At 66.5% G+C, this 14,151-nt stretch carries 13 protein-coding genes; 6 read left to right on the top strand and 7 right to left on the bottom strand.

The features are described from left to right. The first annotated feature begins 67 nt into the window (after window positions 1–67). From F3H41_RS13890 to F3H41_RS13905, 4 genes are all read left to right on the top strand, one after another. Window positions 68–940 carry an arginine deiminase family protein gene (locus F3H41_RS13890; RefSeq protein WP_149739290.1) on the top strand — a complete coding sequence of 291 codons (873 nt, stop codon included), beginning with the start codon at window positions 68–70 and terminating at the stop codon, window positions 938–940. After that, window positions 937–1,557 carry a TetR family transcriptional regulator C-terminal domain-containing protein gene (locus tag F3H41_RS13895; protein WP_149739291.1) on the top strand — a complete coding sequence of 207 codons (621 nt, stop codon included), beginning with the start codon at window positions 937–939 and terminating at the stop codon, window positions 1,555–1,557. Before F3H41_RS13890 ends, F3H41_RS13895 begins: the two co-directional genes overlap by 4 nt. Before the next feature lie 95 nt (window positions 1,558–1,652). Next, complete coding sequence (locus tag F3H41_RS13900) at window positions 1,653–2,843, top strand: pyridoxal phosphate-dependent aminotransferase (RefSeq protein ID WP_149739292.1); 1,191 nt, start codon at window positions 1,653–1,655, stop codon at window positions 2,841–2,843. Further along, a complete protein-coding gene (locus tag F3H41_RS13905; RefSeq protein WP_149739293.1) occupies window positions 2,840–4,471 on the top strand; it encodes a 5-guanidino-2-oxopentanoate decarboxylase in 1,632 nt (543 codons plus the stop codon). Before F3H41_RS13900 ends, F3H41_RS13905 begins: the two co-directional genes overlap by 4 nt. Before the next feature lie 23 nt (window positions 4,472–4,494). Here F3H41_RS13905 and F3H41_RS13910 read toward each other — a convergent pair whose 3' ends face one another. From F3H41_RS13910 to F3H41_RS13925, 4 genes are read right to left on the bottom strand one after another with little or no spacing between them, the layout of a single operon-like run. After that, on the bottom strand, window positions 4,495–4,755 hold the full coding sequence (locus tag F3H41_RS13910; protein ID WP_149739294.1) for a hypothetical protein: 261 nt from the start codon (window positions 4,753–4,755) through the stop codon (window positions 4,495–4,497). A 4-nt stretch (window positions 4,756–4,759) separates the two neighbouring features. Then, a complete protein-coding gene (locus F3H41_RS13915) occupies window positions 4,760–5,974 on the bottom strand; it encodes an aminomethyltransferase family protein (RefSeq protein ID WP_149739295.1) in 1,215 nt (404 codons plus the stop codon). Between the two features lie 37 nt (window positions 5,975–6,011). Further along, on the bottom strand, window positions 6,012–7,586 hold the full coding sequence (locus F3H41_RS13920) for an NAD(P)/FAD-dependent oxidoreductase (RefSeq protein ID WP_149739296.1): 1,575 nt from the start codon (window positions 7,584–7,586) through the stop codon (window positions 6,012–6,014). Then, window positions 7,573–9,192: an NAD(P)/FAD-dependent oxidoreductase gene (locus F3H41_RS13925; protein ID WP_149739297.1), complete on the bottom strand. Its 1,620-nt coding sequence runs from the start codon at window positions 9,190–9,192 to the stop codon at window positions 7,573–7,575. Before F3H41_RS13925 ends, F3H41_RS13920 begins: the two co-directional genes overlap by 14 nt. A gap of 257 nt (window positions 9,193–9,449) precedes the next feature. On the opposite strand from F3H41_RS13925, the gene F3H41_RS13930 reads away from it, so the two are divergent. Together F3H41_RS13930 and F3H41_RS13935 are read left to right on the top strand one after the other, a co-directional pair. Next, window positions 9,450–10,121: a TetR family transcriptional regulator C-terminal domain-containing protein gene (locus F3H41_RS13930; RefSeq protein WP_244616193.1), complete on the top strand. Its 672-nt coding sequence runs from the start codon at window positions 9,450–9,452 to the stop codon at window positions 10,119–10,121. An 84-nt stretch (window positions 10,122–10,205) separates the two neighbouring features. After that, complete coding sequence (locus F3H41_RS13935; RefSeq protein ID WP_149739299.1) at window positions 10,206–11,279, top strand: extracellular solute-binding protein; 1,074 nt, start codon at window positions 10,206–10,208, stop codon at window positions 11,277–11,279. 9 nt (window positions 11,280–11,288) lie between these two features. Here the strand turns inward: F3H41_RS13935 and F3H41_RS13940 are convergent, their stop codons facing one another. Genes F3H41_RS13940 through F3H41_RS13950 form a run of 3 tightly spaced genes read right to left on the bottom strand, consistent with a single transcriptional unit; the run spans window position 11,289 to window position 14,118 of the window. Continuing rightward, complete coding sequence (locus F3H41_RS13940; protein WP_149739421.1) at window positions 11,289–12,362, bottom strand: ABC transporter ATP-binding protein; 1,074 nt, start codon at window positions 12,360–12,362, stop codon at window positions 11,289–11,291. Between the two features lie 11 nt (window positions 12,363–12,373). Next, entirely contained in the window at window positions 12,374–13,192 is an 819-nt protein-coding gene (locus F3H41_RS13945; RefSeq protein WP_149739300.1) for an ABC transporter permease, read from the bottom strand. Continuing rightward, complete coding sequence (locus tag F3H41_RS13950; RefSeq protein ID WP_149739301.1) at window positions 13,189–14,118, bottom strand: ABC transporter permease; 930 nt, start codon at window positions 14,116–14,118, stop codon at window positions 13,189–13,191. The genes F3H41_RS13945 and F3H41_RS13950 overlap by 4 nt, the downstream gene beginning before the upstream one ends. Window positions 14,119–14,151 lie beyond the last annotated feature (33 nt).

Here is a 14,151-nt window from a genome sequence, read left to right on the forward strand (position 1 = left end):
AATGTTCGCGATTTTCTGACCCGGTCGTGATCGCCTCTTCCGTTCGTCCCCCTCTTCAGGAGCAAGCATGTCCCGTTACGGTTCCCAGGAAATGTCCGCCGCCTTGACGCGTGTTCTGATGCGCCGGCCCGGGCCCAGTCTTGCAGGTGCCGATGCGGCGCGCTGGCACTATGGCCCCGGTTTCGACGGGCCGCGCGCGGTGGAACAGTACAGCGCCTTCGCGCGGCTGGTGGAAGCGTCGGGGGCCGAAATCCTCTGGCTCGAGGACAATGGCGACGGGCTGGCCGACGCCATGTTCACCCATGACCCCTCGCTGATGACCGACAAGGGCGCCGTCATCCTTGCCATGGGCAAGCCGCTCCGTGCCGGCGAGCCGGATCTGCACGAAGCGGCCTATCGCGCCGCCGGCATTCCCATTCTCGGGCGCCTTGAGGCTCCCGGTACCGTCGAGGGCGGCGACTGCATCTGGCTCGATCGTTCGACCCTGATCGTCGGGCGTGGCGTGCGCAGCAATCAGGCGGGCATCGAGCAACTGTCCGCCATCCTCGCGCCGATTGGCGTCACCGTCATCGGCTTCGACCTGCCGCTCTGGCAGGGGGAGGAAGCGTGCCTGCATCTGATGTCGGTGATGAGCCCGCTCGCGGACGATCTCGCGCTGGTCTTCGCGCCGCTGCTGCCGGCGCCGTTCTATCAGTTGCTGAAGGCCCGCGGCATCCGGCTGATCGAGGCGCCGGCCGAGGAGTTTTACGCCAGCAACGGCCTCAGCCTCAACGTGCTGCCGCTGAAGCCGCTGGATGTCGTCATGGTCGACGGCTTTCCGCAGACGAAGGCGGCGATGGAAGCGGCCGGCTGCACCGTGGCCGTGTTCGAGGCCGATGCGCTGTGCATCGCCTGCGAAGGCGGGCCGACCTGCCTGACGCGGCCGGTTCTGAGGGGATGATGCGCCGGACCTTCCACCGGGCCCCGGAGGCGGAGCGGCGGCAGGAGCTGATCGCCGCGACCCTCGACTGCATCTCGGAGCTTGGCCTCAAGGGGGCGACCGTGCGCGAGATCACGGCGCGGGCCGGCGTGACGGCAGGTCTGGTGCGGCATTACTTCGAGACCAAGGACCAGCTGATCGCGGCCGCCTATCGAAGCCTGATCGCGTCCCTGACGGAGAAGGCGGAGAATCTCACGGGCGATCCGGAAAGCCGGCTGCGCGACTTCATCGTCATCAACCTGACGGAGCCCGTCGCCAACAGCCGCAGCCTGTCGCTCTGGGCGGCCTTCATCAGCCAGGTCGGGTCCGATCCCGTGCTGGCGGCGGTGCATCGCGAGGGCTATCTCGCCTTTCGCGATTCGCTCGAGGGGCTGATTGCCGACTTCCGGGTGCTGCGCGGGCTCACCGCCGATCCGGGCATCTGCCGCGCGCAGGCCATCGCCATCAACGGCCTGATGGACGGGCTGTGGCTGGAAGGCTGCCTTGCGGGCGATCTCTTCGCGGATGGCGAACTGATCCGCATCGCGACGGGGTCGGTGGAGGCCCTGCTCGGGCTGTCGCTGCAAGGGGCGGGCTGACGGCCTTTGCGGCCGGAAACGAAGGACAGGACCGAGGGATTTGCGCCCGAGCCTTGCACAAGGCGGGCCGTCTCTTTGACAACAGGGGGAACGACATGCGCTATTCGACCATAACCGACCGCCTCGCCGATCTCGGCTCCGGCAAATGGGCCCTGCACATCCGGGCCCGGGAACTCGCCCGCGAGGGCCGCGATATCATCGAGCTGACGATTGGCGAGCCGGATCTGCCGGTCGATCCGCAACTGATCTCGGTGTGCCAGGCCGCCATGAATGCCGGCCGCTATCGGTACTCGAACGGGCGCGGCGAGCCGGCCGTGGTCGAGGCGATCGCGGCGAAGTACCGGCAGCGACGCGCCGACGTGACGGTCGACAATGTCATGGTGTTTCCGGGCACGCAGACGGCGCTGTTCGCGGTGATGCTCGGCCTTTGCGAGCCGGGTGACGGGGTGCTGGTCGGCGATCCGCTCTATGCCACCTACGAAGCGGTGATCCGCGCCACGGGCGCCGAGCCCGTCTACGTGCCGCTCAGGCCCGAGCGGGGCTTCCATATGCAGGCGGAGGATCTGGAGCGGGCGTTGACGCCGGCCTGCCGGGTGCTGCTGCTCAACACGCCGCACAACCCGACGGGCGCGACGCTCACCCGCAATGAGATTGCCGCCCTCGGTGCCGTCGCCCGCCGCCATGATCTCTGGATCGTCTGCGATGAGGTCTATGAGGAGCTCATTTTCGGCGGTGCGTTTGCCTCGCCCTTCGATGATCCCGATCTTGCCGAGCGGACCATCGTAGTTTCCTCCATCTCCAAGTCCCATGCCGCGCCGGGCTTTCGCAGCGGCTGGGCGGTGGGGCCGGCGGAGTTTGCGCGGCGGCTGCTGCCGGTCTCCGAAACCATGCTGTTCGGCGTGCAGCCCTTTATCTCCGATATGACGGCCTATGCGCTGTCCAACCCGATCACGACCTCTGCGACCATGCGCGCCGCCTATCAGGGCCGCGCGTCGCGCATCTGCACGGCACTGTCGGGCGGAGGCGTGCTCGCGCCGCACCGGCCGGAAGCCGGCATGTTCATCGTGGTCGATGTCTCCGCCACCGGGCTCGATGGCGAAACCTTCGCCTGGCGGCTTCTGGAAGAGGAGGGCGTTGCCGTGATGCCGGGCGCCTCCTTCGGCGAGCAGGCCAAGGATTTCATCCGCCTCAGCCTCACGGTCACGGAGACGAGGATCGAGGAGGCCTGCCGACGCATGAATGCGCTGGCAGCCCGCATTCAACCGCGCAAGGAGCGTCGTGCATGAGCGCTGAACCCGTCGTCACAGAAAAGGCCTTGACCGTTGGCGAGGCGCTGGTCGAACTGCTGGCGCTGAACGGCGTCGAGGTCGTCTTCGGCATTCCCGGCGTCCATACGGTCGAGCTTTATCGCGGGCTTGCGGCCTCGCCGATCCGGCATGTGACGCCTCGCCACGAGCAGGGCGCCGGCTTCATGGCCGACGGCTATGCGCGCGTCACCGGCAGGCCGGGCGTCGCGCTCGTCATCACCGGGCCGGGCCTGACCAATACGCTGACGGCGATGGCGCAGGCGCGGCAGGATTCCATCCCCATCCTCGTCATCTCCGGCGTCAACCGCCGCGATTCGCTCGGCCACGGACGCGGCCTGCTGCACGAGCTGCCCGACCAGCACGCGCTGGCAAAGACGGTGGCGCTCTACAGCCACACGCTGCTCAATCCCGCTGATCTGCCGGCTGTGATCGAACGAGCCTTTGCCGTGCTCGGTTCGGGACGTCCCGGCCCCGTGCATATCGAAATCCCGACGGATGTGATGGCGGCGAAGGTCAGCCTGCCGGCAACCGTGCGCCCGGCGCAGGCCACGCGCCCCCGCGCCGATGCGGAAACGCTGCAGAAGGCGGCGATCCTGTCGGCGGAGGCACGCCGACCGGTCATTTTGTGCGGCGGCGGTGCCATCACGGCAGAGGCGGAAATCCGCGACCTTGCCGAGCGGATCGGGGCACCGGTCGTCACCACCGTCAACGCGCGCGGGATGATGGCCGGGCATCCGCTGAATGTGCCCGCGAGCCCCAGTCTCAAGGCCGTGCGCGCCCTCATTCGCGATGCCGACCTCGTGCTCGCCTTCGGGACGGAGATGGGGCAAACCGACTATGACATGTATGCCGATGGCGGGTTTCCGCTGCTCGACAAGCTGATCCGCATCGATATCGATGCCACGCAGCTGGCCGCCGGGCCGCAGACCGCCATGTCGATCCTCTCGGGCGCCCGCGCGGCGGCGCTTGGCATGCTCGGCTTCCTGCCGGACGATGTCGCGGGTGACGGCGCACGGCGGGCCGAAGCGGCGCGCAAGGCCACATTGAAGGAGCTGACCGCCAAGATGCGGGCCGAGATCGACATCATCGATACGATCTACAAGACGCTGCCGGAGGTGACGATCGTCGGGGATTCGACGCAGGTCGTCTATGCCGGCAACCTCTTCTGCAACGCGCCGCGCCCGCGCAGCTGGTTCAATTCCGCCACCGGCTTCGGCGCGCTTGGCTATGCGCCGCCGGCTGCGATCGGCGCTACCGTCGGTGTCGGCGGCGCTCCGGTCATCTGCCTCGTCGGGGATGGTGGCATCCAGTTTTCCCTGGCCGAGATCGGCTCGGCTGCCGATATATCCGCGCCGGTGATCTTCCTCGTCTGGAACAATGACGGCTATCAGGAGATCGAGACCTACATGATCGACAATGGCATCGTGCCGGAAGGCGTGCGACCGGGCGCGCCGGATTTCCCCAAGGCTGCCGAGGCCTATGGCATTCCGGGTAAACGGCTTGCCAGGCTCGAGGATCTCGCGGCGGCGCTGACCGAAGCGGCGGCGCGCAAAGGGCCATCGCTGATCGAAATCCACGAGACGCTGACGGCCGGAATCAAGCGGTAGGGCGTCAGCGTGTCAGGTATTGCTTACGCTTCATCGGAGCTGAGTCCACGCGCCGCATCATCCAGCCAGTCAAGCCAGGCTGCGCCGACCTGCCAGCGGCGCAGAACGTCGCACGGATCTTCGCCGTCAAGGCGGCAGCAGATGCGATAGATCTCCAGCGTCTCCTCATCCATCGCGCCGGCCGCATGGAAGAAGGCCGCAGCCGCATAGCGCGACCGGCCCGACCAGGCGAGGCCGGGCGGCGTGAGAATGAGGCGAAGGTTGCGGGCGCGCTCCTCGTCCATCGGATCAGAACAGGCCGGGCGGATTGGCGGTGCGGCGCGGCAGGGAGACGAAGGGGCGCGGTACGATGACGGCGCGCTTCATCATCTTCTGGTAGGAGAGTTCGCGAAGGGCGTAGATTTCCACCCAGAGGTCGTTCGTGATCTCGGTGCCGAAGGGGCGGGTGAGCGAGGCAAGGGCTATGTTGCGCTTGGCGGTGGGCGACCAGATGGCGGCGGTGACGACGCCGGCCTCGCGGCTGCGACCATGATAGACGATGGCGCCTTCGGCCGGCACGTTGCCCTCGATTTCCAGTCCGACCAGAACGTGTTTCAGCGCGCCGGTGCGGCGGGCGTGGAGGATGGCGCGGCGGCCATTGAAATGCGGCTTTGCGGGATCGACCAGCCAGTCCAGTCCGATCTCGTCCGGCATGCGCTCGCGCCCGGGCCGAAGCGCGATGTCGGCGCCGATGAAATCCGCCCCCGCCACGATGAAGCCAGCCTCGATGCGGGCGCGGTTCAGCGCATCGTAGCCGATGGCCCTGAGGCCGTAGGCCTGCCCGGCCGCATGGATGAGGTCCCACAGCGCCAGTGCATGTTCGCTTGGCACGAAAAGCTCGTAGCCGAGATCGGCGGTAAAGCCGGTACGCGAGATCGTGACGTCGCCGAAGGGGGCGGGAAGCGTCGTGATCTGGAAGGGGCGCAGGCTCGCCACATTGCCAAGGCCGGCGGCTTTGAGCGTGGCGAAGGCGGTCGGGCCCTGCAGCGCAAGACCGGCGATCTCCTCCGTCTCCTCGCGGATATCGACATCAAAGCCGATGGCGCTGTCGAGCAGCCAGGGCAGGTGCCGGTCCTGGCAGCACAGCCGGAAGACATCGGGCGCGAGGCGAAACAGGGTGCCGTCATCGAGCACATGGCCGGCATCGTCGCACCAGGCGGTATACTGCACCGTGCCAGTTTTCTGCCGGCTGACATCGCGAAGGGTCAGGCGGTTGAGATAGCGCTCGGCATCCTTGCCCTCGATCCGGTACTTGACCATGGGCGAGAGGTCGAAGAGCGAGGCCGTGGAGCGGATCGCGAAATATTCGAGTTCCGTGTCATCAAGCGCGTGCGGCGCCTTGTAGCCGGCCCAGTTGTACCAGTCGTTGACGCGGTCGAGGGCGGCAAGGCGCGGGTGAAACGGGGTTTCCAGCCGTGGCGTCTCGATATGGGCTTGCGCTCTGAGGCGCATGGTCAGCGTCATCGGCCTCTCCTTGATCTCTTTGCCTCGGCGGTGACCCTCATGGCCGGCTGCCGGCCATGAGGGTCCGGGCTGCCAGAAGGCCCGGCAGCCCAGAAATGCCGCCGCCCGGGTGGGAGCCGGCGGCGGCAAGGGTGAGCCCGTCGATCGGCGTCCGGTAGCCGGACAGCGCGTGGATCGGGCGATTGACGAGAAGCTGGTCGGGCTGCATTTCGCCGTGGTGCCAGTGGCCGCCCGGCAGGTCGAAGCGCTCTTCCATGGCGTCGGGTGTCAGCAGTTCTGCGGCGATAATGGTGGCGCCGATGCCGGGCGAGACATTTTCCAGCAGCGAGAGGACGCGACTGACAAAAGCAGGCCCTTCCGTTCCCCAGCCCTCGCGCGGCCTATAGGGCGCGTATTGGGCGAGGATGGACAGGGTGTGCCGCCCGGCCGGGGCGAGATCGGGATCGGCGAGGGTCGGCACGGTGATTTCCAGGGCGGGTTCCTCGGAGGCGCGCCCGTATTTGACGGCGTTGAACGCTTCCTCCACCTGCCCGAGCGAGCGGGCGACGACGATGCGGCCGGTTGCGGCATCGGCGGGCGCGCCGGGAAAGACCGGGGCGCGGTCGAGCGCGATATCGATGCGCGCCGTCACGCCGTCCGTCCGGTAATGGGTCAGTGCTCGCACCAGGCCGGTGTCGCATTCGGCCGGGCTGACGAGGTCGAGGAAGGTGGTGCGCGGATGCAGCGCGGAGACGACGGATGTGGCGGCGAGCGTCGTTCCGTCCGCGAGGCGCACGCCGGTCACGGCGCCGCGCTCCGTGAGGATGGCGGCAACGCGGGCGCCGGTGCGGATCGTAACCCCCGCCGTGTGGGCGGCGGCCTCGAAGGCCTGGGCAACACGGGAAGCCGGGATCTGGCCGCCGCGCTTCCCGCCGATTTCGCCGGTCAGGCGATAGTAGAGGCCGATGAGCGAGGTCGGCGAGCGCGGGCCAAGCCGGAAGCCCAGGGTGGCGTCGCAGGCCAGCAGCGCTTTCAGGCGGTCGTCGGTGAGAAACTCGTCGGCGACATCGGCGACATTGGTCAGCAGCATGCGCAGGAGATCCCGCGCCTCTTCACGCCCGTGCGACAGCATTTTCAGACCCGCCCCGCCGGCGGTTAGAAGATCCGAGAGGTGCGCACCATCGAGACGGGGTGGGGCCTTGCGCAGGAAGCGGCCGAGCACGGAGGCCTGGAACATCAGCTTGCGGCGCAGCGCGGCAAAGGCGCGCGCTTCCTCCGGCGTCACGCCCTTGACCGTTTCGCCATAGGCGCCGCGCAGCGTCACGGCCGGACGGCCGGGTGCGAGCACCGTCGTCGGTGTCAGCGCGGCATCGCGGGTGAGATCAAGGCCGAGTGCCTTCTCGACCTCCGGGTCGAGACGGTTGAGGAGATGGGCAAGGCCGGGGCTGCGGAAGCCGGAATGAAAGGTGTAGGGGCGCGTCGCGCCGCCCAGCGTCTCAGCCGCTTCGAGCAGCAGCACGGAGCGGCCCGCCTTCGCCAGCACGGTGGCGGCCGTCAGGCCATTGTGGCCGCCGCCGATGACGATGACATCGCAGGTTCCGGCCGCGGGTGTGGGCGTGTCAGATGACGTCATGGGCGGGGCTCATATGCTCGTTGGGTCTTCTGAGGTCGCGCAGGATCTCGGCCGCGGCATTGCGTCCGGGGGCGCCCATGACGCCGCCGCCCGGATGGGTGGAGGAGCCGCACATGTAAAGGCCGTGGATGGGGCTGCGATATTGCGCATAGCCGGGCACGGGGCGATTGAAGAGCAACTGGTCGAAGGTCAGTTCGCCCTGGAAGATGTTGCCTTCCGTCAGCCCGACCTCGGCCTCGATCTCGCGCGGGGTGCGCACCTCCATGTGCAGGATTCGCTCGCGGAAGCCCGGCGAATGGGCGGAAATCTGGTCGATCACCGTTTTGGCGAAACCGTCCCGGTCGGCATCCCTCCAGTCGCGGCCTTCGATCTTCGGTGGGCAATATTGCACGAAGGTCGAGACGAAGTGCTTGCCGGGCGGGGCCATGGTGGGGTCGAGCGTGGTCGGGATCATCATGTCGAGGAAAGGATCGGCCGACCAGCGCCCGGCCTTCCAGTCGTCATAGGCCCTCTCCATGCGCTCGACGCTGTCGGTGAAGTGGAGGTCGCCCTTGATGCAGGTGGAGCCGGCCGGCAAGGCGGGGAATTCCGGCAGGGAGTCGAGCGCGATGTTCACCTTGCCAGAGGAGCCGCGCATCTTGAAATGGCGCACGCGGTGGACGAAGCGTTCGGGCAGGTCCTTCTCATCGACGAGCTTCAGGAAGGTGCGCTTCACATCGGCATTCGACACCGTCAGGCGGGCGCGGACCTCCTCGCCGCCTTCGAGCACGACACCTTCGGCGCGGCCGCCGCGCGTCAGGATCTTCTCGACGCCCGCGCCGGTCCGGATGACCCCGCCGGAGGCCTGGAAGGAGGAGGCGAGCGCCTTCGTCACGGCGCCCATGCCGCCGCGTGCATAGCCCCAGGCCCCGACGGAGCCGTCGACCTCGCCCATGTAGTGGTGCAGCAGCACATAGGCCGTGCCCGGCGACATCGGGCCGAGCGCCGTGCCGATGATGCCAGAAAGCGCCAGGTAGGCCTTGATCACGTCGGTCTCGAAATATTCGTCGAGGAAGTCGGAGATGGACATGGTCCAGAAGCGCAAAGTGGCCGCCATCTCGTCTGCGGAGAATTCCCCGAACTTGCGGGCGAGATAGAGCAGTTCGGAGATGTCGCGCGGCTTGAAGGAGAAGGGGTCGGGGGCGGTGCGCATCAGCAGGGGCTGGATGAAGCGACACTGGCGCGTTACGTCGCGGGCATAGCGCTCGTAGGCCTCGGCATCGCGGCGCGAGAAGCGGGCAAATTCGCGCCGGTGGCTGTGGTGGTCGCGGTAGGAGGCGAGGTAGTCGCCGTCGCGCATCAGTACCGCGCCGCCCTCATAGGCGATGACCTGCAGCCCGTGCCGCGGCAGTTCGAGATCGCGCATGATCTCGGGGCGGAAGAGAGAGCAGACGTAGGAGCAGTTGGAATAGAGGAAGCCCGGTGTCAGTTCCCGACTGGTCGCGGCGCCGCCGACCCAGTCGTTCTTTTCGAGCACGATGACATTGAGCCCGGCGCGCTGCAGGTAGCAGGCCGTCACCAGCCCGTTGTGGCCAGCGCCGATCATCGCGACGTCATAGGTCTGCATTCTCGCGCCCCCTTGCCCTGCCATCGGCCGCCGTTCCCGTCTGCGCGGCGCCATGGTCACAAAATCGTGGCACGGCAGATGCCGTCTTGTCCATATTTATTGAATGAATGTTCAGTCAGTATGTTGCAAAATCCTGAAATCGCGATAGGATTTTTGCGAAATGAGGTCGGGAAGGCGGACGCGGCAGCGCAGCGCGGCGGTCTGCCGCCGGCGGGCGAAATGGTGTACAGCGGACAGCGGTCAACAAGGGAAGCATGATGGAAGCCGATGTCCAGACGGAGACGAAGACGCAGGAAAAGCGAGGCCGAAAGGCATCGAAGGAACTGCGGCAGATGCAGCTGATCGAGGCGACGATCGATTCGCTCGCCAAGCGCGGCTATGCGGAGACGACGCTTGCGGATGTAGCGGATGGCGCAGGCCTGTCGCGCGGCATCGTCAACTTCCATTTCGAAAGCAAGGACAAGCTGCTCGTCGCCACGCTGCAGCACATGGCCGACGAATATGCCAACCACTGGACGGCGCAGCTCGAGGCGGCCGGTGACGACCCGGCCCGGCAGCTCTGGGCGCTGGTCGCCGCTGATTTCGACCGGCGGATCTGCACGCGGCGCAAGCTGGCGGCCTGGTGCGCCTTCTGGGGCGAGGCGAAGTCCCGCCCGACCTATCAGGCGCTGTGCGGGGCGCGCGACGAGCGTTACCAGCAGACCTTCGTGTCGCTCTGCGTGACGCTGAAGGCCGATGGAGGGTACGGGTTTGATGCCGAGGGCATGGCGCTCTCGCTCTGTGCGATGATGGAGGGACTGTGGCTGCGGCTGATGCTGGGCGACGGTCTGACCCGTGAGACGGCCTATGCGGCAGCAGTGGAATTCGTGGTGGCGGCCTTTCCCCGCCACTTCACGCATGCGGGCGTGCTCGAAAACGGGCGGAGCTGAGGATCATTCTTCCTCTGCCGTTGCCGCGCTAAGGGCCGTCCATGTCTTGTGGCCGATGGCGGCCGGAACGGAGGCGATATGAGAATGACCCGATTGTCTGCCCGCGGCGTCACGGCGGCGCTCCTGTCCACCCTGCTTCTTGCCACGGTCCTTCCGGCCCGTGCCGAGGGACTGACGGTCTTCGACTGGTCCGGCTACGAGGACCCATCGAACCATCCAGCCTACACCGCCAAATATGGCAGCGAACCGGATTTCACTTTCTTCGGCGACGAGGAAGAGGCCTTCCAAAAGCTGCGCTCCGGCTTTGCCGCCGATCTTGCCCATCCCTGTTCGCAGAGCATTCCCCGGTGGCGCGAGGCGGGGCTGATCGAGCCGCTCGATACCGCGAAGCTGACGGCATGGAAGGATATCGAACCCGGCATTGCCGCGATGAAGAACCTGATGACCAGCGAAGACGGCAAGGCCTGGTTCCTGCCCTTCGAATGGGGCAATTCGCTGGTTCTCTACCGTTCCGACACGGTGAAGCCGGAGGATATCCCGACGCTGAAGGCGCTGACGGAGCCAAAATTTCAGGGACGCATCTCGATCGGCGACAATGTGGATGATGCCTACGCGCTGGCAAGTCTTGCTATAGGCCTCAAGGACTGGACGCAGATGACCGATGCCCAGTTCCAGGAGGCCTCCGATTTCCTGCGCGCCCTCAACAAGAACGTCCGCATGTACTGGACGGAAAACACCGATCTCAGCCAGGCGCTGGCGAGCGGCGAGCTGGATGTCGCCTGGGGCTGGAACGAGACGGCGTCCTCGCTGAAGGCCAGCGGCCAGCCGGTGGAGATGCTCAAGGACACTGCGGTTGGCGTTTCCACCTGGGTGTGCGGCTATGTGCGCCTCAAGGGTGCCACTGCCGACGAGGCGCATCAGTACGATTTCCTCAATGCGATCTCCGATCCTGCCGTCTCGAAATATCTGGTGGAAACCTGGGGTTACGGCCACGGCAACGCCAAGGGGATGGCCGCGGTCCCGCCGGACGTGCTGAAGGCCAAGGGCTATGACAATGTCGACGGCTTCCTGAAGAACACGCTGTTCCAGCAGCCGCTGCCCACCGATTTGCGCCAGAAGATGATCGCCGAATTCGAGAAGATCAAAGCCGGTTATTGAGCCTGCGGTTCAATCGGCCAGCGCGACGAAGGCCTCCGGGTCATAGGCGAGCTGGACGGTTGCGCCGCGGGGCAGATCATCGGCGCCGAAGCTGTTGGTCTCGATCACCGAGAGCGGCTCGTCGAGTCCTTCGGCGCGGATTCTGAGGTGGGTCGTCTCGCCGAAATAATCGCGGTCGACGACGGTGCCGGTGATCTGGTGGGGCGTGTCCTGCGGCTCCCAGAGGATACGTAGGCGCTCGGGCCGAATGCCGAGGGCAGTCGTTTCGCCCGTGCGGGTGAAGCCGGCCGGCTTTGTGGCAGCCACGGTGCCGAAGCGGCCCGCCTCGACGCTGAGGCTGGTGGCGGTTTCGTTCAGGATTCGGCCGCTGAGGAAGTTCATGCCGCCGAGAAAGGCGGCCACCTCCCGGCTTTGCGGATGCTGGTAGATTTCCTTCGGCGTGGCGATCTGGGCAACACGGCCGGCAAACATCACCGCGATGCGGTCGGAAAGCGCCAGCGCCTCGTACTGGTCGTGGGTGACAAGCACGAAGGTGATGCCGACGGCCCGCTGCAGGGCGCGAAGTTCCACCTGCATTTCCTCGCGCAGCTTCTTGTCGAGCGCCGAGAGCGGCTCATCCAGCAGCAGCACCTTCGGCCGCAGCACGAGGGCGCGGGCGAGCGCCACACGCTGCCGCTGGCCGCCCGACAATTGCTGGGCGCGGCGCTCGCCGTAGCTGCCGAGGCGCACCTGGTCCAACGCCTCGCTGACGCGGCGTTTTTCCTCCGATGGCGAAAGCTTCAGCCGTTTCAGCCCGTAGGCGACGTTCTCGGCGACCGACAGGTGCGGGAAAATCGCGTAGTTCTGGAACACCATATTGGTTGGCCGTTGGTTGGGCGCCTTGCCGATCACGCTCTCCCCGTCGATGCGGATATCGCCGGCGCTCGGCGTTTCGAAGCCGGCGATGGAGCGCAGCAGCGTCGTCTTGCCGCAGCCCGAGGGGCCCAGCAGCGAGAAGAACTCGCCGGGCGCGACATCGAGCGAGACCGCGTGCAGGGCCTTGTAGATGCCATAGGATTTTTCCAGCGCGTGAATGGCGATCATCGGGTCTGTCATCAGAGGAGCACCTGCTGTTCCAGCCGGCGTTCGGCGCGGCGGCGCACGCTTTCGGCAAGGGTGATGAGAAGGATGGAGGCGAGCAGCATGAGGCTGCCGAGGGCAAGGACGCTCGGCAGTTTCGCGGCAAAGCGCAGTTGCCCCCAGATGTAGACCGGAAGGGTGGGTTCGGTGCCGGCAAGGAAGAAGGCGAGGATGAATTCGTCGAGCGAGACGGTGAAGGACACGATCAGGCTGGAGACGATGGCGGGGGCAACGAGTGGCAGCGTGACGCGGCGGAACGTGCCGGCCGCGGTCTCGCCGAGGTCGCGGGAGGCCTCCTCGAGCGATCGGTCCATGCCTTCGAAGCCGGCAACCAGCACCGACATGGAATAGGGCAGGCAGAAGATCGTCTGGCCGAGGGCGACGGCGACCAGCGACGGGGTCAGGCCTACCGACAGGATGATGGTCAGCAGCGAGACCGCGACGATGATTTCCGGCAGGAAGAGCGGTGCCGACAGGAACGCGGTGGCCGCCCGCTTGCCGGGAAAGCGGTAGCGCGTCAGGGCGCGGGCGGCGAGAATGCCGAGCAGCGTCGACAGGCACGCGACAATGATGCCAACCAGGAGGCTGTTGAGGGCGGCGCGCAGCATCTCCTTGTTGCCCCAGAGCGCGTCGTACCAGCGTAAGGTGAAACCGGAGAGCGGGAAGGCGACCGCTGCTGCATTGTTGAAGGAAAACAGCGGAATGAGCGCAATCGGCAGGTAAAGGAAGGACAGGATGAGGACGATGTAGAGGGTCAGCCAGCCGCCCTTGAAGAGGAAAGGTGTGCCCTTCATGCCAGCGCCCTCACCAGTCGGCGGCCGACGAGCACCACGAGGCCTGCCAGCAGCGAGGCGGCGATCATCGTGGTGATTGACAGCGCCGCGCCGAGCGGCCAGTTCGCGGCCTTGCCGAATTGGGCCTGAATGGCGGTTGCGATCATCACGCCGTCCGAACCGCCGATGAGCTTGGGGGTGATGTAGTCGCCGACCGTCGGGATCATGACGATCAGGAAGGCGTAGGTCACGCCCGGCAGCGTCAGCGGCAGGATGATGCGCAGGAAGCGCTGCACCGCCGTGTCGCCAAGGTCGTGGGCGGCCTCGATCAGGGAGCGGTCGAGCTTTTCCAGCGAGACGAAGATCGGCAGCACCGCGAAGGCCAGCCAGCTGTGCAGCAGCGCGATGATGACGGCATTGCTGTTGTACACGAGGGTTTCGATCGGCTTGTCGATCAGGCCAAGGCGCATCAGGCCGGAATTCAGCACGCCATTGTAACCGAGCACGATCTTCCAGGACATGATGCGCAGGAGATAGCTCGTCCAGCAGGGCACGGTGATGAGGAACAGCCAGAGGTTCTTCGATGCGCCGCCGTAGAAGGAGATGAAATAGGCGAGCGGATAGGCCATCAGCACTGCGAGCACGGAGACGCTGAGCGCATTGATGAGGGAGCGGCCGAGAAGGTCGAGATAGATCGGCTCCGTCAGGGCGGCGCGGTAGTTGGCAAGGGTGAAGGTGTGGTCGATCGTCAGGAAGTCCTGCGTCCAGAAGGAGTAGGCAAAGACGATGAGGATCGGCAGCAGCAGCAGGAAGGCGGCGTACAGCAGGGTCGGGGAGATGAGGGCAAGGCCGCTCGCCGCCTCGCCGGTGCGCCAGCCGCCCGGTGCGGGCGCCGTGCGGTGTAGCGGGCTCTGGTCCGGCTCGCGCCCGGGGCTTGCGGCCGCCATCGTCACAATTGCCCGCCCGAGCCGGCATGCAAG

The organism is Rhizobium sp. RU20A, assembly GCF_900155885.1.
Taxonomy (GTDB): domain Bacteria; phylum Pseudomonadota; class Alphaproteobacteria; order Rhizobiales; family Rhizobiaceae; genus RU20A.

What these genes read in the sequence shown, in the direction of transcription:
- F3H41_RS13915 (WP_149739295.1), bottom strand. Translation starts at nt 5,974, where the DNA reads ATGACGCTGACCATGCGCCTCAGAGCGCAAGCCCATATCGAGACGCCA.
- F3H41_RS13945 (WP_149739300.1), bottom strand. Translation starts at nt 13,192, where the DNA reads ATGAAGGGCACACCTTTCCTCTTCAAGGGCGGCTGGCTGACCCTCTAC.
- F3H41_RS13895 (WP_149739291.1), top strand. Translation starts at nt 937, where the DNA reads ATGATGCGCCGGACCTTCCACCGGGCCCCGGAGGCGGAGCGGCGGCAG.
- F3H41_RS13940 (WP_149739421.1), bottom strand. Translation starts at nt 12,362, where the DNA reads ATGATCGCCATTCACGCGCTGGAAAAATCCTATGGCATCTACAAGGCC.
- F3H41_RS13950 (WP_149739301.1), bottom strand. Translation starts at nt 14,118, where the DNA reads ATGGCGGCCGCAAGCCCCGGGCGCGAGCCGGACCAGAGCCCGCTACAC.
- F3H41_RS13900 (WP_149739292.1), top strand. Translation starts at nt 1,653, where the DNA reads ATGCGCTATTCGACCATAACCGACCGCCTCGCCGATCTCGGCTCCGGC.
- F3H41_RS13925 (WP_149739297.1), bottom strand. Translation starts at nt 9,192, where the DNA reads ATGCAGACCTATGACGTCGCGATGATCGGCGCTGGCCACAACGGGCTG.
- F3H41_RS13935 (WP_149739299.1), top strand. Translation starts at nt 10,206, where the DNA reads ATGACCCGATTGTCTGCCCGCGGCGTCACGGCGGCGCTCCTGTCCACC.
- F3H41_RS13920 (WP_149739296.1), bottom strand. Translation starts at nt 7,586, where the DNA reads ATGACGTCATCTGACACGCCCACACCCGCGGCCGGAACCTGCGATGTC.
- F3H41_RS13905 (WP_149739293.1), top strand. Translation starts at nt 2,840, where the DNA reads ATGAGCGCTGAACCCGTCGTCACAGAAAAGGCCTTGACCGTTGGCGAG.
- F3H41_RS13930 (WP_244616193.1), top strand. Translation starts at nt 9,450, where the DNA reads ATGGAAGCCGATGTCCAGACGGAGACGAAGACGCAGGAAAAGCGAGGC.
- F3H41_RS13890 (WP_149739290.1), top strand. Translation starts at nt 68, where the DNA reads ATGTCCCGTTACGGTTCCCAGGAAATGTCCGCCGCCTTGACGCGTGTT.
- F3H41_RS13910 (WP_149739294.1), bottom strand. Translation starts at nt 4,755, where the DNA reads ATGGACGAGGAGCGCGCCCGCAACCTTCGCCTCATTCTCACGCCGCCC.